Origin of the sequence: Ensifer sp. Root142 (assembly GCF_001426785.1) — a bacterium.
In the GTDB taxonomy this organism is placed as follows: Bacteria; Pseudomonadota; Alphaproteobacteria; order Rhizobiales; family Rhizobiaceae; genus Ensifer; species Ensifer canadensis.
Window position 1 is genome coordinate 151,074 of the sequence record NZ_LMFK01000005.1, and the last position, 15,069, is coordinate 166,142.

The window sequence follows — 15,069 nt, forward strand, 5'->3', positions numbered from 1 at the left end:
CCGCAACGGACAAAAGGGGAACCAAATGAACGCGTTTAAAATGATACTAAGTGTCGTCGTTGTCGGCTCGTTAGCCGGGATGGCCCATGCCGAAGATGGGAGAACGATCAGAGTTGCAACAGAAGGCGCCTTTCCGCCCTGGAACGCAGTCGATACATCCGGGAAGCCAATCGGCTTTGACATTGATGTCGGCGTGGCACTCTGCGCACGCGCGAATCTGAAATGCGAATTCACAACGCAGGCATGGGACGGCATCATTCCGGCACTGACGGTCGGAAAATACGATGCCGTCATGGCTGGGATGTCGATAACTGAGAAGCGCCGGCAGGTTATAGCCTTCTCAGAGCCCTATGCCCTGACTTCCAACTATTTCGTAGTTTCCAAGTCGCTCCAGCTCCCCGAGATGGACAACGAGGCGAAGCTCGACCTTTCAAAGGAAACGGAGGCCGGTGCGAGCATCCTCGCGGACTTGAAGGAAAATCTCAGAGGCAAATCAATCGGCGTGCAAGGTTCCACGAACGCGGAGGCTTTCATCAGGGAGTATTTTGGCGACATTGTCGAGGTGCGCACTTATGATAAGCAAGACAATCTAAATCTCGACCTCCTCGCTGGACGGCTTGATGGCGGCTTGGCGGATTTCTCCGTTTGGAAAGCTTTCCTGGAATCAAAGGATGGTGGCTCTGCACATCTCTATGGCCCACGTATTTCCGGAGGACTGTTCGGCCCAGGTATCGGTATCGGCCTAAGGAAGGGAGACGATGTGCTATCACGAAAATTCGACGACGCCATTCGAGCAATTCAAGCAGATGGTACGTTAAGGGCAATCAGTCTGAAGTGGTTCGGTGCGGACCTTGTCACGCAGTAAGATCAGCGCAATTCCCTCCGACACGACCATTGGATGCCGACTAGGTCCCCAACAGATCCCGTGCTGGAAATCATGCCGACTGATATCCCGGTAAAGAAACAGAAGCAGCAGCCGGCGAATTCGTTCCCCTGAACGACAATGAAAATCATCTTGAGCGCCAAGGTGAAGGACGCCGACACTCGCAACGCTGAGGCCACTGGCGAAGCTCGAAGCCGAACGGGCGGAGCAGGAAGCGGCTGCCAAGAATGGTCCGCTGACGGCGCGAGAGCTTCGCCTCGGCCCCGCAACCATAGCCGCTCAGCTCGGGATCATGCCCGAGCAGCTCGAAACCATGTGGCGCGAGGCGCATAGCCTGTGATGGGCAATCGCGTCGTGCCTGCCAAGAGCCTTAAATCTAGAACTCTAAGCCGTCGAACTCCGGCAGTTTGCCCGGAATGTTAGCGGCGACGCTGACGAGCGTAAGGGGCTCGACGCTGTAGGTGGCGTAGCAACGAACCTGTGAAACCTCAACTTGAAGTCCAGTTTTCGCGGCGAACTTCACGGCAGCGTTAAACTCGCGCATCGCCTTAACCAGCCGTTCCTTGGCGCCGCGCTGATCTCGAGTTAGCGGAAATTCCAGGATGTTTGCCATTCGCTTCTCTCGCCTTCGTCCTCAGATCGCTCGCGTCATCACCTGAGCTGCGACTGATGCCAGTAAGGCCGCCAGTGCGACGGCCGTTCCAAATCACACAATCTTCATCCGGCGCCTGCGCGCGTCATTCCAATCATGCCCCATCCGCCCCGCTCCAACTGTTCCTGCCGTTGCGGTGATGATCAACGGTCTATGGCTCATTGAAACATCGCAGGTCCCCATGCGTTTACCACGAGATGGAGACGCGAGGTGTCTGATGTCGATCCACATGAGAGATATCGGCGAGGCGGTCTTTGGATTGTTCCATTGGTATCCTGCCGAAGTCGAGCCTGACCTAACCGACGATCAGCGTTTGCTTATTGAGGCTTACCGATCGGGTCAGGTACCGGAGGCCGCTTGGCAGGAGCACTTGGAACACGATCCGGTGCTTGCACAATATTGGCGGAATCCGAGGCATTGAACCTGATTGCATTCCGCGTGGTTCTGCTGGCTCTAATCAGATTGCCAACGCCAGCAAAGTCGCGCCAATGATCAGCAAACCGGAAACCGTCAATGCCACGATCATCAGTAGATCGTGATCGTAATCCTTTTTCTCTCGCTCTGTGTGACGCATTTCAGCCTCCTCGCGTCGTTGCCACTAGGAAAACGCCGCTCCTTGACTGTAGTTGCAATTACGCACGGCGGCCTACTACCACCTCGCGTTCTTTCACCTTCGATCATCGCTACCGCGTCTGCTTCCATGGCGCGGCACATGGTCTTTTATTCGGCCAGCAGCTCAGCGCGGACCGGATCCTCATTGCGCAGATCGTCGACCATGAAAACCAAAGTGGCGTAGCATTCGCAGAGACTGAGGGAATGCCAGCCATGGCGGCGAGGGCGTGTTGCTCACATAACGCTCGAAAAGCCGGCTCTGTTGCACATCAATCAATGCTCGCAACGCTGGAAGCCTCAATTTCAGACGGGATCTACCGATCCTTTCAAGGTCCATAGGGGCCTGATGCCTTGCCCCCACAGCCGACGCCTCGCGAGCTTTACTCGGCTCAGGGTTTCCCGGCCGACTACAAGATCGATTCCGATATCAATGGCCGCCCAGGTCTCGTGCGTCGGCAATTAGGTCTCACCTGCGGTGGCCGCTGCAATCGGTCCCTGGCTGCCCTCGAAAAGCGCGTGGCACCGGCATGATTCAGTTTCTCACCTCGGGCAGGGCAACATCAACGTTGTCGCAGGATGCCGGCTTCCTTGGCGGCGGCTTCAAACGCCGCCCTTGCTTGCGCGCTAGGGACTATTCCTTTGGCGGCATCCAGGCAGGCCTTCCGAGCTGTTGCGTAACTCGCGCTCTTGGTGTCGGGCCAGGACTTCATCAGGAACGCGACCGCCTCTCGGGCGCTCCTAATGACGTGAAAACGATCGTCAATCTTCAACTCAACATTTTCATCCCAGATGGTGATCATCGTGTCCTCCGTTGGGCAGGCTTCCCAAAAACGCATATTAGAGGGATCTGTTCCAAGGGCGCGATCCTGCCGAAATTTTGGGTGGCAGGATGAGGCTCTTCCCCGACATGTGGCCCTTCGGCGACTTGCCGCCGCACTCCTTCGATTTCATCATGGCCGATCCGGCCTGGAACTATCGCATGTACTCGGAAGCGGGTGAGGCGAAGTCTCCGCAGGCCCATGGAAGTCCGGTGGATTCCACCACTCCCCCGGCCCCTGATAAAGAAAGGTCCCCCACACCCCCTAAAGAAATTAACCCCACCCCATCCTCCCTTCGCTCGGACAACAAACGCGGGGCGCTTGCCTGCCGACTTCCAGCCCAATCTGGTTTTCGCCGTCGAGCTCGGTTTCGATCGCTCCCAAGCCATGACCGAGTTCGACAAGTTCCGGGACTACTGGAACGCCAAAACCGGGAAGGACGCCACCAAGCTCGATTGGCCGGCGACCTGGCGCAATTGGCTGCGCAACGCTGCCAAGCCCCGCAATCGTCCTCATCAGCAAGCCCCGCCACGGGAAACCCAGCATGCCCGCCTCGCGACGCGCGAAAGAAGCGAAGCCGCAGGCAATTGCATGAAGAATTCCCACGGTCGACAGTCGTTCGGGTAGCCCCGAGCACGGTCAAAGCTGTGGTCGAATATCTTGGAGGCTTGTTCACGTCGATCTACCGCTTGAACTAATCGACAAAGCGCTTAGAATCACTGAAATCTTTGGTGATTTGTTTTGATTGCGAACCTCGATTAGAGGGAAACTCGCCGGGCCTTAGGGAGGATGTCACCGCCTCTCGCCATAGCCTAATATTGCCTGAATTTCGGTGCTGACACCTTGCGGAAAGGGACAGGGACGCCATAGCTGGTCCAATGAGCATCGCCGCGGCCCACTATGAAATCTTCTTCAAGGAAATCGCCGAGAGCAAGCTCGTTTGGACCATACGTGACGACGCGGGCTTTCCAACTTCGACAAATCAATCAAACGAAGCCGCCATGCCTTTCTGGTCGTCAGAAACTCGGGCTCGGCTCACTATTGAGACTGTTGCGTCGTATCGTGACTTCACGCCACACCAGCTTACCCTGGAGGTGTTTCGCGATCGTTGGTTGGTAGGGTTGGAAAAGGATGCCATTAGGGTTGGCATAAACTGGAGCGGTGAGCGTGCGACTGGCTTCGATGTCGCGCCTGCCGACGCTCGCAGAAGGCTTGCATCCGGCTCGTAGAAGAAATACATCCAAAATCAGGCGGCCAAGCCGCCCTTTCTCGCGCCCGGTAGGACCTCCAGGAAGCGTCCATATTGAAGCGTTGGTTCGTTTAAATGGGTGCGCTTTGAAGTTTGTGCCGGGAATTGCCTTCGCTGTCGGAGCTCTTTTGCTTTTTTCGTCTTGCAGTGAGACCGGCTCATCGCAGACGACCAGTAATCGCCCGAAGGTCCAAACGATAGCAAAAGCAAAGGCGCAGCCGAAGCTCAAAAGCACCCGAAAGAGTAGGGCGATGGCGATAGCCGAGGCAAAGGCGCTTTCTGAAGTGCGCAGCCCACGGCAGTGCAAGACACCCAAAAAGGAATGCGGCTACGGCGCGGGTCCTGCCGGAGAAATATGCTCATGCTGGTCGGCAGAGGGTGCGCCCGAACTTGGTGTCACGGTCAAGTGACACGCCCCGGCCTTTGATCTCAATTCGTTCCTACTCACCACGAGTAGACTTGCGCTGTATGTCCTGTGGATGTTCGCTGCTCGTTCTCCGTCTTAGATTAAATTCCGTCGCGCTCATGTGCGGCTAAGAACTCGATCGCGTCCCCGACCGTCACGAGTTGTCCCATTAACTCGGTTGTGATGAATACTCCGAACTCTTCTTCGATCATCATCGACAGTTGCGAAATCTTCAGGGCATCTGCTCCTAGATCGTCGACAATCGAAGCGTCGTCTGGAAGGTCAGTAACTTTGACATCTAACACTTCGATGAAGATCATTTTCATGCGGGTGGCAACATCGGTTCTTGTGATCTTCATAGGGCTGGCTCCGATGCGTTCTATTAAACCTTCTTCTGGTTTTCAGCTAAGGCGTTTGCCTTCTCTCACGAGGTGCCCGCTTCCTTGATGATCTTGCGGGCCTGGCATTCGGTGAGGCCGTGCTTCCGCTTGAAGTAGTTCAATTCGTAGGCCTGTCCGGCGGCGACGCGGCCGCGATCCCGGCCAACGTTTTTCTTGTCGTCTGCCATTGGGTTCCTCCTTGTGTGTGGCCAAACACTACCGCGAGAGCCCCAGGTATGTTCCAAGTTCTGTCGGAGTAGAGCAGCCCGGTGGCTCGCCAGCTCAGAAAGCTGGACGTCGCAGGTTCGAATTTTGCCGCCGCAACCGATTAATGCGCGGTGACTCTGGAGGCATCCGCGCCTTCACCCTGTCCGAGAAATTTCAGCAAGGCTGATAGCAAGGTTTCCGCCATTACCCGGTCGAGCGTGACCTCAATGACCTCGTCGTCCTCGGCCATCAACTCGAGGCGACCGACGAGCGGGTCAGTAGAGACCAAGTCAATATCCTTGCCCTGGTATTCAGCTTCAAGCACGGTCCAGTTGTACTGCATCGCCATCTCTCCTTCGGATTCACGGAACGATGAAACGCCATCGAGACGCGAGGTCTCACTTCAGCAGAAAGGAACCAGAATGCGCTTTCATAGCTTCTCACATCACCACGGATTCCACCACTGGTTTGCGATCGCGGACATCTTCGCGGCGGTCGCGACGATCGTCGCATTCTTCGCACTCGCCGTCGTCCGGTACGGCGCCGGTCGCACATGGCATTCGCAGCCTGGGCACCACCGCCTATTGCAAGATTGTCGAACTCCCGCCAGTCTCCCGCGAGAGCTATGACAGCCACGGCCTCAGCCTCGAACCGGATCGAATGCGAACCTGATCCCGCTTGCCGGAAAGGAAGAGCTGGGCTTAATCGCCCGCTCTGCCGAACCCCTGCAAACCGTCAAGTCGGTTGACTGTAGCGCCGAGCGCGCTGACTGCCTCCATTGTGATCGCTAGGCTTTGCATAATCAGGGAAAGATCGTGGTCTTGATCCGGGTGAGCCAATTCGAGTGAACGCGTGTGAAGCCTCTGACTGACAGCGTTCAGCCGCTCGATAATATCCTCGTTCATTCAAACCTCCCGATGTTGTTGCTCCAGTAATGAAAAGGCGCGCGACAAACAAAGGTTCACCCCGGCGCTGACGAAAGGCAAATTATGATCGCCAAGCGCCCTACACCGCCTGAAACAATGTTCGGGGATGACTTCAAATCGTTCGTCCCGGCGGCCGATGTCGGTGAATGGGTCGAAGCGACATTCTTCGACTCTTCATCGCCGGTCGCCAATCCGGAATATGAGCATCTTGCCAATGCCCACATCGGCTATCTCTGGACCGTGGTTGAGAACAATCGCAAGGGTAAGCGGGTGATAGGCCAGTGCGAGACCGGCTCACCGCAAGGCACAATGGGCAAGTGGTCCCGCGCCTGGGCAGAACAACAGGTCGTCGAGTGGTTCGGATCCGTCCCTAATCTCATCATCACACTGGACGCCGATCACTGCCGAGAATGCGGAGACGCCGAGTTCATGGCGCTGGTCGAACACGAGCTCTATCACGCGGCCCAGGATGTCGATGCTTTCGGCGCACCGAAGTTCAGCCGATCGACTGGCCGCCCGGTGTTCGTCATCCGTGGTCACGATGTCGAGGAGTTCGTCGGCGTTGTCCGTCGCTATGGGGCAGATGCCGCCGGCGTCCGCGCAATGGTCGATGCAGCCAACCAGAAGCCCGAGATCGCAAGAGTGCGGATCGCAACGCATGTGGCACGTGTCAGCTAAGGGTGGCCTAGTCCATATCGAAAGCGGTCAGCTCTTCCATTGCTGCTCGCCCCTCGGCCTTCGCTCGGATCCGAGCCCCAACCAAGCGGCCTGATCGGATAGGCTTGCCGCCATCTAATAGGACCTGCCACTCCCACTGGTGCTGCCCGCGTCCAGTAAGCTGTAGTTTCAGTCTGTCGGCGCTGTATCGTTCCAATTGCCGCTCCTTTGACGGGACTTTGACGGATCAATGGCCAAACCAAAAGTCTCCGATGAGGTCAAGACCTACATCGTGCAGGCGCTGGCTTGCTTCGATAGCCCATCGGTCGTTGCCGCGGCAGTCAAGAAGGACTTCGGCCTCGATGTGAGCCGACAGCTCGTCGAGAGCCACGACCCGAACAAGAAGGCTGCATCGGGCCTGGCGCCCAAGTGGCGGGCTCTGTTCGAAGAGACCCGCAAGACGTTCCTTGAGGACACGGGCGTGACCGGCATTGCGGCGATGGCGCTCGGTGTCAGCTTCGCCGAAGCCATACGGCGAATCGTGTTGATTATAATCGGAAAGGTTTAAACCAATCGAGCGTCTCGCCATTCTTAGTTTAAGCGCGTAGATTAGATCATTGCCAAATTCTCGCGGCCTTCCGTTCCGCAACTCTGCAGGGAAGGCCGCTTTTTGCGCCAAAAACTCGCGAGGCCAGCTAGGGCTTCATCAAAAGTTTGAGCGCTTGGATATCGTGAATCCCGCTTTGATAGAAACGGATAAGGTCTGCAGCAAGCGTGTCGGCTCGCTCGCTGCCTGGCGACAGATTCAATTCTTCCAGCAGATCATGAAAGACGCTCGCAATCTTTGCGAACTCGTCAGGGAGTATAATCTCGTATCGAGATGCAATCACCATAGCCCTAATCCCAGCCGACATCGAGTTTGCGCCGTTGCTGGGGGATTACACTGCAAATCGTGGGAGAGACGGCAATCAGCTTCCGGAGGTGAAACCTGGGCGGCGAGTTTGCGCGCATTTTCTCAGGAACATGTCTTTTCTAAACAGCGATGAATAGCCTTCTTCGCCCGTTCCTCGGGCATTTGTGTCGCGTTCCTTCGGAGGCAAGCTCCATGTTCTGCGAGCCGGTATTCGTCGCCGAGGTCACCTATACCGAGATCACCAGCGACGGGAAGCTACGGCATCCATCGTTCAAAGGGCTGCGCGAGCTGGCCGATAACGTTGACGTCTTCGAGCTCAAAAAATAGGCCCCGGGGAAGAGGGGCCTAATCAAGGTTCGGGGAACAACTTAAACAGAGTGCCCGAAAAAAGGTTCCCGCATCAATCCCGCTCGGCCAAAATTTTCTGCATCCGAGAGAGTTTGCTTTCCGCAATAGCAAGCCGCTGGACAAGCACGTTCGGTCTCTCGGCCTTKTCGTCCATTGAAAAGTCACCGATGATTTCCATCGGGTGGGCGTTCAGGACTTCGCAGATTTGAATCAAGGTTGGAACGGAGAGGCGGTTCGCCCCGCGCTCATATTTCTGGATCTGCTGGAACGTTATGCCAAGCGATGCCGCCACCTTCTCCTGSGAAAGCCCCCGCATTTGACGGATTGTTCTGAGACGCTCACCAATTTGCAGGGAAAGCGCCATCGAGGTTTCGTTCATCTTGGCCATGTATACGCACTCCGCTTCTGAAACTCGGGCCTATATGGAACAAGACCNAAAAAGGTTCCCGCATCAATCCCGCTCGGCCAAAATTTTCTGCATCCGAGAGAGTTTGCTTTCCGCAATAGCAAGCCGCTGGACAAGCACGTTCGGTCTCTCGGCCTTTTCGTCCATTGAAAAGTCACCGATGATTTCCATCGGGTGGGCGTTCAGGACTTCGCAGATTTGAATCAAGGTTGGAACGGAGAGGCGGTTCGCCCCGCGCTCATATTTCTGGATCTGCTGGAACGTTATGCCAAGCGATGCCGCCACCTTCTCCTGGGAAAGCCCCCGCATTTGACGGATTGTTCTGAGACGCTCACCAATTTGCAGGGAAAGCGCCATCGAGGTTTCGTTCATCTTGGCCATGTATACGCACTCCGCTTCTGAAACTCGGGCCTATATGGAACAAGACACCTTCTCCTGCGAAAGCCCCCGCATTTGACGGATTGTTCTGAGACGCTCACCAATTTGCAGGGAAAGCGCCATCGAGGTTTCGTTCATCTTGGCCATGTATACGCACTCCGCTTCTGAAACTCGGGCCTATATGGAACAAGACCCCTTGGCATCACAACTCGCAGATCTGTGGGTAGACAGGCGCTTTCGAGCGGTGGCGGAGATCACCCCTCGATGCTTGGCGCCAAGTAGCGCCACGGCGATTATCTCTGGCGCCGATCGGCGTCATCCCTGAACCGGGCGCACGCCACCAGCCGGCGCCTGTATCCGCACCTCGACATTCTTGCGGCCGCACTTGGCACACTTAGCGTGGCCTCTGATATAGATCGGATGGTCGCGCCCGAGCTTCTTCACAAACGGCTCGATCGGGCTGATCCCGCCGCGGCTGCAGTCCAAGCACCAGAGATTAAATTGATAGCCGTCATCCAGCAGTTTTCCGAGCGTATCTATAATGACCGGCTGTTTCCCAGACATGCGCTTTCTTCCTCGATCGAGGTTTTGACAAGCCGCATGTCGTGAAAGGCGCCCGCCAGCGCCGGTGGATCAGGACTTCTTGGCCGGTGGCCATTCGATCCGGTGTTCGAAGCAATACCAATTTGGTGCCGCCCGTCCGTGGGCATAGCCGAACGCGCCCCACTTCCTGCAGCCTGGATGTTCGCATAGGTGCTCGACAAGACCGCTTTCCGCTCTTTTGGTAGCGCCGACTTCGTCACTCATCCTCAATGCCTTCTGAGAAAATCCGTTCTACAAATGTTCTCATCGGCGCAGAGAGTCAACGACCAGATTTAGGGAGGCGCTTAGTGCGGCTTCCTCGCGAGGAGCACAACCCCGGCACCAAGCTCGAATATTTCGAGATCGGCATTTTCTAGGAAATAGTTGTCTGCAAGCTCGATCAATGCCGTCGCGACTTCCTCGCGTGACCAACCAGACAGTTGCGCTCGATCGGCAAGCGATAGGAATTCGCCCTCCAACGCCTCCTGGCAAAGGAGGTCGCGATCTGGGTGGTATTTTGGATGCTTCGGCGCAGGAATTTTCCGCATGACGTTTCCTCCTGCCGAAGATGGTAGGGCGCACTCCGCGTTCTGCAAGGCTCCGCTAATTTAACGATTCGCCTTCGATCTTGACGCGCCTGTCCGTCCAGCCGCGCCGATAGGCCTCGTCGAGCACGTCGCGCCACATGTCGTCGTCGACCCCGTTTACCCAATTGGCTTGAGCAAGCAGGAAGACCACCACAAAGCAAAACCTCGCGCAGCCGGGCCAGCGGATCGACTCCGGCCTATTTCTTAGGTCCGCAAATCAACGGTCGAAGCTCTTGCACGATCACGCCTGCCTTGGGCGATAGCATCGCGCCGATCCAATTGTCGGAAAATGTTCCAGCCTCATCGACAGGTGAAAGCCACACCACTTCATTTGTCGCGAGTTCGATTTTCACCTCACTGCCGATCGGACTGCCGGCGACGGTTTGGACGTAGTGGCGCTTGATCGGATGGTCGTTTCCCGCCTCATCGATCAGTCGGTTCTCGCTATAGTCTACCGCGATTTCGCCGATCTCCCCGCTCGACTTGCAATCGATCAGCCGCTCGCACCGAATGACCGAGGTGAAAGCGCAGGTCCAGGTGAGGCCGCTACGCCACATTGGATTGTCTCCCGCACTTGCGGTGGTCGCCGCAAGGAGCAGTGCCGCAGCCAACGGTTTCTTCAGGATTGTCTCATCCCCTTTGGTCCGAATGCATAGTTCGAAGCGATAACGTGGGGCGATGATAAACTATAATTTCTAATGCCCGCAATGGCTCCGTGACCGGAACGATACAACGTTGGCCAATCAAAGTTCAGCTGTCGCTGGATTTCACGCCCATCATCAACTCTTGCAGAGGAACCTTCAGATTCGTGCTTATCCGCGTAATGACCTGCAAGGAAGGGTTGGCTGTCCCATTGAGGATTCCAAAATAGTAAGGATTGGTAATCTCACAGAGACGAGCCATATCTTTTTTAGCCAGCCCGCGCTTTTCCCGCTCGCGCTCCATGACCATCGCCATGTTTCGCAGGATCATCGTCCCAAGGTCTGTGTCGGGCTTCTTACGCTTGCTCGTCGCCATAGGATAAACTATAATTTACTCGTTGCTGTGTTTGATGGGATATTGCCGATGTTTGCCAAAGCTAAGTCTGTAACCGTCCTCGTCGCAGTGTTTCTGACGACCGCCGCGCTTCCCACCCCCGCTTCTGGGAGCGAATGGGGTTGCGAAGTCTTGCTGTGCGCGTCGTCTTCCAATCCCTCTTGGCGCGGTGTTCCCGCCTGCCATCCGCCGATGGCTCGCCTCATCTCCGCGATGAAGAAGCCGGGATTCAATTGGCCGACCTGCCCCGAAGGAGGGACGGGATCGCCAGGCTACGAGAGATATGCGGAATGCCCGGAAGGCTATCAGGTGAGGAGCAGAAGGGACGGCGACGGCTTCCCCAGGAAGGGCGACCTGTGCATCAAGACAGTCAACATTTGCCAAGGCAATGCGCACGGTCTTTACAACTCTGATCGGCAGCGGCGCTGCATACAATCGGTCTCCATTTCTCGGCCTCTCAGGTCAGAGCCCTACTTCTTCGACATCAAGAATGATACTTCTGGCAAAACCGAGCGGCATTGGTTCGGCTTGCACAAGTAAACGGATTCGAGCGGGTAAGGAAGGTTTAATCCATGCGATGTGGCAACCGCCACACCCTTCTCGGCCACGTCTTGAAAGTGAACATTTGCCACCAATCGGGAATGGGTTGCCACATGGCGACAGCAAGTCGGCGACCGCCTGATTCCAGGTTGCGATCCTCGACAAAAAGCAGGCCGAGTGGATCAATAGCGTCGGGCAGGTCTCGTCTATGTCGCTCCCGGATCTCGAATGCCAACTACGAGCGGGACGGTGAACAGGTTACACCATCGACGTCATCGCGCAGCATCTTCAACCCGTTTTCGGAGAGCAGGGCTCACAACCATCAATAAAACTCTTGGGCGACTTGTCCCTCTGAGCCACCGCCCGTTCCGGTCGGCCGCGCTCGATGCCGCCGGCACGAAGCCTGCCTTCGGCTGTCTCCGCCGATTGCGGTAACGATCGCTTGTCCAGTCGGGTGCTTCGCGCCCGTACAGGAAGCCCGTTCCGGGCCACATCTTTGTTTCCGCCCCATGACAGCGGTGCCCGAGCCGGTCAAGCGGCCCGTGAAGCCGTTGCATCTCCCGCGCCAGTCCGCCGAGGGCGGACCCGAGAAGATGCGCCACCTTCCGCGCCACGCCGCTTGACAGTCTCGCTCCCCGCCGTGGGGCGGGCTCAAGCCCACCCCCCTCTGTCCGGGGGAATGTCAGAGGCCATTCCCCCGGAAAGACCGGGGAGGCTTCGCCCGAAAGGGGCTTCCCTTCGGGAAACGGGAAAACAGGAGACAGACAATGAGCATCTACGCCCGCACCGCCCGCTTCGACACCGGCCGTACCCTGACCGAAACCGAAATGCGCCACATCGCGCCGTCAATCTTTGCCGTGACCGCCCATGAGAGCCGGTCCGAACGTTTCAAACCCATCCCGACCATCGAAGTATTGCGCGGCCTTATGAACGAAGGCTTCATGCCCGTCGGCGCCAAGCAGTCGCGCAGCCGCATCGAAGGCAAGGCCGATTTCACCAAGCATCTTCTCTGCGCCGCATCGATGACGGCAAGATCTACAGTGTTGGGGACACCGTTTGCGAAATTCTCCTGAAAAACGCCAATGACGGAACCAGCGCCTACGAGCTGATGGCCGGGCTTTTCCGTGTCCGTTGCCTCAATTCCTTAGTGACGCAGACCGGCACCATCGATGCCATCAAGGTCCGTCATTCCGGTGACGTCCAACACAAGGTTATCGAGGGCACCTATCGCGTTCTCGGCGAGGCCGAGCGCACCCTTGCCGCCCCACAGGACTGGTCGACCTTGCGGATGAACCATGAGGAGGCGGGCATTCTTGCGGATGCCGCCCATGTTCTCCGCTTTGGAGACAACGAAGGCGAGACGACCACGCCCATCAGGGCGGAGCAGTTGCTTGTGCCCCGCCGCCACGACGACCGCGCCAATGATCTATGGACCGTCTGGAATGTGGTTCAGGAGAACGCCATTAAGGGCGGATTGCGCGGCGTCGGCCGTGACGATCTCGGAAGGCCCCGTCGTGTAAAGTCCCGCGCCGTTAATGGGATCGATCAGGATATCAAGCTCAACAAAGCCCTTTGGCTCCTCGGCGAAAGGATGGCGGCCCTGAAGGCGTGAGCAGGCAATCAGGTGTGCCGCCGAAAGAGGCGGCGCATCGCCTAGCGCTCGGAAATCCGCCCATTCGAAGGAAGCATTATTATGACCAAACTTCGCACTCTCACCCCTAAAGAGCACGCCACTCTTCAGGCTTACGCGCTCGAAAACGGTCGGCGTTGCCACCGGCATCCTGCAGGCGCTTCGCAATTCGCACGGACCTAGCTGGCTGGTGTCCTACTCCTTGACGAAGCGATCACCGCCATCTGAAGGCCAGTAGCCAGTGATCCCCGTAACGGCCGACAAGCGCGTGAGCGTCCGCTTCTCCCGGTCAGGAAATATCGGGAATCCGGTCCGCGATTTTCAGGAGATAGTCGTCGATCGCCTCCTCTATGTAGCTATTGAACTTGCGGCGCTCGATGGCCGCGAGGATCTTCAACGTCTTGTGGACCTCGGCACGAATATGGATTCCGGTGGTGACCTTTTCGGTGTCGCGAAAGCGCTTTCCGGCGATCGGATCGCGGCTTTCGCCCTTGGCAACCAGATCGCGGAACGGGGTGCGGCCGCCATCGTCGGGGCTTATCAGCGCAGGGGAGGCGGCCGGCTTTTCGCGCACGGTTGGACGCTCGCGGCCAGTCGAAATCAGCCCAAGGACGAGATTCTTGCTGTCCGGTCCTTCGCTCATAACTGAGCCTCCTTCGCGGTCGATCTATAGAGAGCGAGGACTTCGCCAAGCAGCGTCTGGTCTGCAGCGTTCCGGCCGCGCCAATCGATTGATAGGAGGCGCGCCGCGCTATTGGCTGGGATGCGAGGGCGACCCCACTTTCCCGCAGGATTTCGCGTAGCGGTTCGTGYGCCTTKGCCCGGCCGGTGACGAGATCGTGCTGGTTGATGACGATCATCGCCGCGAGCTTGCGCTTCTGATCCTCCTCGACCACGGGGATGTGATTGAGCGCGAGTTGCATACCGGCGACGACGTCGTCCTGGGTCGTCTGCAGCGGGATCAGAACGATATCGGCGCAGTAGAGGCCGGCGAACAAGTTCTCGTTCGTCGTTCCCTCGATGTCGATGAAGACGACTTYGCCCTGGYGYTKGCGCTSGAGCGCCATTTTGTAGATGCGGTTCGGATCGAGGCAGCTTTCCGCTTCCAGGCGCTCCGGCCAGACATTCATCTGTTTCGACATCGTGACCCAGCGCATCGTGTTGGCGCGGCTATCGGCRTCGATCAGAAACACGTCATTGCCCGCATGGGCTGCCGTCCCCGCCAGCGCGCGAACGAGCGTGGTCTTCCCGGTTCCGCCCTTCGGGTTGGCGATAGTGACGATCATGGTGGCTCCTTCAGCNCGCATGGGCTGCCGTCCCCGCCAGCGCGCGAACGAGCGTGGTCTTCCCGGTTCCGCCCTTCGGGTTGGCGATAGTGACGATCATGGTGGCTCCTTCAGYTCAAGGATAAATTATAATTAATTACAAAAGTTGCCTTTYGCAACGTAATTATTGCCCGTTGCTCGTTCACCATTGATGATTGATGACCGATGATTGCCCGCTGACGACGGGTAATGGTCAATAGGCAATCAACAATTGCTGATTGCTGATTATCAACGATGAATAATCAGTTGCCAGCGCTGCAAGTGGGGATGAGCGCGTTAACAATGGGTAATTGTTCGCGCCGGAGTTTGTCGGTTCGCGCCAATCGGCCGAGGTGGTCGGATCGAGATCGTCGGTATCTGCGGATTGAGATTGATAATAAATTATAGTTGTCTTTTCTGTGGCAGGATAGTCAAGTTTGTGGTACAAACTCGACGTTGCCCCGCCTCCGGCAGGGCTGTGGTTCGCGCCTCTGGCGCTCCGGGTCGCCTCCGGCAACCTGACAAGCGGGAAGGAAACAATGCGGAGCGAGGTGAT

General features: G+C 57.1%; 26 protein-coding genes. 10 read left to right on the forward strand and 16 right to left on the reverse strand.

The window, feature by feature from the left end:
* Positions 1-25: 25 nt before the first annotated feature.
* Positions 26-865: a transporter substrate-binding domain-containing protein gene (locus ASD52_RS08790; RefSeq protein WP_057223954.1), complete on the forward strand. Its 840-nt coding sequence runs from the start codon at positions 26-28 to the stop codon at positions 863-865.
* A 394-nt stretch (positions 866-1,259) separates the two neighbouring features.
* On the opposite strand, the gene ASD52_RS08795 is transcribed toward ASD52_RS08790, so the two are convergent.
* Both ASD52_RS08795 and ASD52_RS08805 read right to left on the reverse strand, forming a co-directional pair.
* The gene (locus ASD52_RS08795; RefSeq protein WP_057210353.1) at positions 1,260-1,496 is read right to left on the reverse strand and encodes a hypothetical protein; all 237 of its coding nucleotides are present in this window, start codon (positions 1,494-1,496) and stop codon (positions 1,260-1,262) included.
* A 1,211-nt stretch (positions 1,497-2,707) separates the two neighbouring features.
* Positions 2,708-2,947, reverse strand: a complete 240-nt coding sequence (locus ASD52_RS08805) for a DUF982 domain-containing protein (protein ID WP_057223958.1) — start codon at positions 2,945-2,947, stop codon at positions 2,708-2,710.
* 339 nt (positions 2,948-3,286) lie between these two features.
* On the opposite strand from ASD52_RS08805, the gene ASD52_RS38275 reads away from it, so the two are divergent.
* The gene (locus ASD52_RS38275; RefSeq protein ID WP_057223960.1) at positions 3,287-3,592 is read left to right on the forward strand and encodes a hypothetical protein; all 306 of its coding nucleotides are present in this window, start codon (positions 3,287-3,289) and stop codon (positions 3,590-3,592) included.
* Between the two features lie 251 nt (positions 3,593-3,843).
* Entirely contained in the window at positions 3,844-4,194 is a 351-nt protein-coding gene (locus ASD52_RS08815) for a DUF2750 domain-containing protein (protein WP_057223962.1), read from the forward strand.
* Positions 4,195-4,721: 527 nt separating this feature from the next.
* Here ASD52_RS08815 and ASD52_RS08820 read toward each other — a convergent pair.
* From ASD52_RS08820 to ASD52_RS08835, 4 genes are all read right to left on the reverse strand, one after another.
* Positions 4,722-4,979, reverse strand: a complete 258-nt coding sequence (locus ASD52_RS08820; protein WP_057223964.1) for an acyl carrier protein — start codon at positions 4,977-4,979, stop codon at positions 4,722-4,724.
* Between the two features lie 65 nt (positions 4,980-5,044).
* Complete coding sequence (locus ASD52_RS37100) at positions 5,045-5,188, reverse strand: DUF3606 domain-containing protein (protein WP_082571772.1); 144 nt, start codon at positions 5,186-5,188, stop codon at positions 5,045-5,047.
* Positions 5,189-5,328: 140 nt separating this feature from the next.
* Positions 5,329-5,550: a hypothetical protein gene (locus tag ASD52_RS08830; protein WP_057210360.1), complete on the reverse strand. Its 222-nt coding sequence runs from the start codon at positions 5,548-5,550 to the stop codon at positions 5,329-5,331.
* Between the two features lie 358 nt (positions 5,551-5,908).
* Positions 5,909-6,112, reverse strand: a complete 204-nt coding sequence (locus tag ASD52_RS08835) for a hypothetical protein (RefSeq protein ID WP_057210362.1) — start codon at positions 6,110-6,112, stop codon at positions 5,909-5,911.
* An 84-nt stretch (positions 6,113-6,196) separates the two neighbouring features.
* On the opposite strand from ASD52_RS08835, the gene ASD52_RS08840 reads away from it, so the two are divergent.
* Positions 6,197-6,811 (forward strand): putative metallopeptidase, encoded by a 615-nt coding sequence (locus ASD52_RS08840; RefSeq protein WP_244497444.1) that lies wholly within the window; start codon positions 6,197-6,199, stop codon positions 6,809-6,811.
* Between the two features lie 229 nt (positions 6,812-7,040).
* Positions 7,041-7,358 carry a DUF2280 domain-containing protein gene (locus ASD52_RS38280; protein WP_057223967.1) on the forward strand — a complete coding sequence of 106 codons (318 nt, stop codon included), beginning with the start codon at positions 7,041-7,043 and terminating at the stop codon, positions 7,356-7,358.
* 127 nt (positions 7,359-7,485) lie between these two features.
* On the opposite strand, the gene ASD52_RS08855 is transcribed toward ASD52_RS38280, so the two are convergent.
* On the reverse strand, positions 7,486-7,683 hold the full coding sequence (locus ASD52_RS08855) for a hypothetical protein (protein ID WP_057258458.1): 198 nt from the start codon (positions 7,681-7,683) through the stop codon (positions 7,486-7,488).
* 149 nt (positions 7,684-7,832) lie between these two features.
* On the opposite strand from ASD52_RS08855, the gene ASD52_RS37105 reads away from it, so the two are divergent.
* A complete protein-coding gene (locus ASD52_RS37105; protein ID WP_057223970.1) occupies positions 7,833-8,030 on the forward strand; it encodes a hypothetical protein in 198 nt (65 codons plus the stop codon).
* A 73-nt stretch (positions 8,031-8,103) separates the two neighbouring features.
* On the opposite strand, the gene ASD52_RS08865 is transcribed toward ASD52_RS37105, so the two are convergent.
* From ASD52_RS08865 to ASD52_RS08890, 7 genes are all read right to left on the reverse strand, one after another.
* On the reverse strand, positions 8,104-8,439 hold the full coding sequence (locus ASD52_RS08865) for a helix-turn-helix transcriptional regulator (protein WP_063991819.1): 336 nt from the start codon (positions 8,437-8,439) through the stop codon (positions 8,104-8,106).
* A 63-nt stretch (positions 8,440-8,502) separates the two neighbouring features.
* Positions 8,503-8,838, reverse strand: coding sequence for a helix-turn-helix transcriptional regulator (locus ASD52_RS08870; RefSeq protein ID WP_063991820.1), 336 nt, complete (start codon positions 8,836-8,838; stop codon positions 8,503-8,505).
* A gap of 312 nt (positions 8,839-9,150) precedes the next feature.
* A complete protein-coding gene (locus ASD52_RS08875; RefSeq protein ID WP_057223972.1) occupies positions 9,151-9,399 on the reverse strand; it encodes a hypothetical protein in 249 nt (82 codons plus the stop codon).
* Between the two features lie 323 nt (positions 9,400-9,722).
* A complete protein-coding gene (locus tag ASD52_RS08880) occupies positions 9,723-9,965 on the reverse strand; it encodes a hypothetical protein (RefSeq protein ID WP_057210371.1) in 243 nt (80 codons plus the stop codon).
* Positions 9,966-10,020: 55 nt separating this feature from the next.
* Positions 10,021-10,158 (reverse strand): hypothetical protein, encoded by a 138-nt coding sequence (locus tag ASD52_RS38285; protein WP_156585824.1) that lies wholly within the window; start codon positions 10,156-10,158, stop codon positions 10,021-10,023.
* Between the two features lie 43 nt (positions 10,159-10,201).
* A complete protein-coding gene (locus ASD52_RS08885) occupies positions 10,202-10,561 on the reverse strand; it encodes a hypothetical protein (protein ID WP_057210373.1) in 360 nt (119 codons plus the stop codon).
* 193 nt (positions 10,562-10,754) lie between these two features.
* A complete protein-coding gene (locus ASD52_RS08890) occupies positions 10,755-11,021 on the reverse strand; it encodes a helix-turn-helix transcriptional regulator (protein ID WP_057210374.1) in 267 nt (88 codons plus the stop codon).
* Positions 11,022-11,069: 48 nt separating this feature from the next.
* On the opposite strand from ASD52_RS08890, the gene ASD52_RS08895 reads away from it, so the two are divergent.
* The 3 genes from ASD52_RS08895 to ASD52_RS08900 all read left to right on the forward strand — a co-directional run bounded on the left by ASD52_RS08895 (position 11,070) and on the right by ASD52_RS08900 (position 13,191).
* Positions 11,070-11,579 carry a hypothetical protein gene (locus tag ASD52_RS08895; protein ID WP_057223974.1) on the forward strand — a complete coding sequence of 170 codons (510 nt, stop codon included), beginning with the start codon at positions 11,070-11,072 and terminating at the stop codon, positions 11,577-11,579.
* A gap of 767 nt (positions 11,580-12,346) precedes the next feature.
* On the forward strand, positions 12,347-12,652 hold the full coding sequence (locus ASD52_RS40575) for a DUF932 domain-containing protein (RefSeq protein WP_277996381.1): 306 nt from the start codon (positions 12,347-12,349) through the stop codon (positions 12,650-12,652).
* Positions 12,643-13,191, forward strand: a complete 549-nt coding sequence (locus tag ASD52_RS08900; protein WP_277996382.1) for a DUF932 domain-containing protein — start codon at positions 12,643-12,645, stop codon at positions 13,189-13,191. The genes ASD52_RS40575 and ASD52_RS08900 overlap by 10 nt, the downstream gene beginning before the upstream one ends.
* 307 nt (positions 13,192-13,498) lie before the next feature.
* Here the strand turns inward: ASD52_RS08900 and ASD52_RS39870 are convergent, their stop codons facing one another.
* Positions 13,499-13,852, reverse strand: a complete 354-nt coding sequence (locus ASD52_RS39870) for a hypothetical protein (RefSeq protein WP_057223976.1) — start codon at positions 13,850-13,852, stop codon at positions 13,499-13,501.
* Between the two features lie 196 nt (positions 13,853-14,048).
* Between ASD52_RS39870 and ASD52_RS39875 the strand changes: the two genes are divergently transcribed.
* Positions 14,049-14,510: hypothetical protein (locus ASD52_RS39875; protein ID WP_244497446.1), on the forward strand; the 462-nt coding region annotated here is incomplete at its 3' end.
* 217 nt (positions 14,511-14,727) lie between these two features.
* Here ASD52_RS39875 and ASD52_RS39525 read toward each other — a convergent pair.
* Positions 14,728-15,069, reverse strand: a 342-nt coding sequence (locus tag ASD52_RS39525; RefSeq protein ID WP_210179268.1) for a hypothetical protein, incomplete at its 5' end; no start/stop codon positions are given.

Excerpts from the sequence above, each read along its gene's own strand:
- ASD52_RS08880 (WP_057210371.1), bottom strand. The coding sequence starts at position 9,965 with ATGCGGAAAATTCCTGCGCCGAAGCATCCAAAATACCACCCAGATCGC.
- ASD52_RS08805 (WP_057223958.1), bottom strand. The coding sequence starts at position 2,947 with ATGATCACCATCTGGGATGAAAATGTTGAGTTGAAGATTGACGATCGT.
- ASD52_RS38280 (WP_057223967.1), top strand. The coding sequence starts at position 7,041 with ATGGCCAAACCAAAAGTCTCCGATGAGGTCAAGACCTACATCGTGCAG.
- ASD52_RS40575 (WP_277996381.1), top strand. The coding sequence starts at position 12,347 with ATGAGCATCTACGCCCGCACCGCCCGCTTCGACACCGGCCGTACCCTG.
- ASD52_RS08795 (WP_057210353.1), bottom strand. The coding sequence starts at position 1,496 with ATGGCAAACATCCTGGAATTTCCGCTAACTCGAGATCAGCGCGGCGCC.
- ASD52_RS39870 (WP_057223976.1), bottom strand. The coding sequence starts at position 13,852 with ATGAGCGAAGGACCGGACAGCAAGAATCTCGTCCTTGGGCTGATTTCG.
- ASD52_RS37105 (WP_057223970.1), top strand. The coding sequence starts at position 7,833 with ATGAATAGCCTTCTTCGCCCGTTCCTCGGGCATTTGTGTCGCGTTCCT.
- ASD52_RS08835 (WP_057210362.1), bottom strand. The coding sequence starts at position 6,112 with ATGAACGAGGATATTATCGAGCGGCTGAACGCTGTCAGTCAGAGGCTT.
- ASD52_RS08820 (WP_057223964.1), bottom strand. The coding sequence starts at position 4,979 with ATGAAGATCACAAGAACCGATGTTGCCACCCGCATGAAAATGATCTTC.
- ASD52_RS37100 (WP_082571772.1), bottom strand. The coding sequence starts at position 5,188 with ATGGCAGACGACAAGAAAAACGTTGGCCGGGATCGCGGCCGCGTCGCC.
- ASD52_RS08815 (WP_057223962.1), top strand. The coding sequence starts at position 3,844 with ATGAGCATCGCCGCGGCCCACTATGAAATCTTCTTCAAGGAAATCGCC.
- ASD52_RS08870 (WP_063991820.1), bottom strand. The coding sequence starts at position 8,838 with ATGGCCAAGATGAACGAAACCTCGATGGCGCTTTCCCTGCAAATTGGT.
- ASD52_RS08840 (WP_244497444.1), top strand. The coding sequence starts at position 6,197 with ATGATCGCCAAGCGCCCTACACCGCCTGAAACAATGTTCGGGGATGAC.
- ASD52_RS08895 (WP_057223974.1), top strand. The coding sequence starts at position 11,070 with ATGTTTGCCAAAGCTAAGTCTGTAACCGTCCTCGTCGCAGTGTTTCTG.
- ASD52_RS08855 (WP_057258458.1), bottom strand. The coding sequence starts at position 7,683 with ATGGTGATTGCATCTCGATACGAGATTATACTCCCTGACGAGTTCGCA.
- ASD52_RS08830 (WP_057210360.1), bottom strand. The coding sequence starts at position 5,550 with ATGCAGTACAACTGGACCGTGCTTGAAGCTGAATACCAGGGCAAGGAT.
- ASD52_RS08790 (WP_057223954.1), top strand. The coding sequence starts at position 26 with ATGAACGCGTTTAAAATGATACTAAGTGTCGTCGTTGTCGGCTCGTTA.
- ASD52_RS08875 (WP_057223972.1), bottom strand. The coding sequence starts at position 9,399 with ATGTCTGGGAAACAGCCGGTCATTATAGATACGCTCGGAAAACTGCTG.
- ASD52_RS08885 (WP_057210373.1), bottom strand. The coding sequence starts at position 10,561 with ATGTGGCGTAGCGGCCTCACCTGGACCTGCGCTTTCACCTCGGTCATT.
- ASD52_RS08890 (WP_057210374.1), bottom strand. The coding sequence starts at position 11,021 with ATGGCGACGAGCAAGCGTAAGAAGCCCGACACAGACCTTGGGACGATG.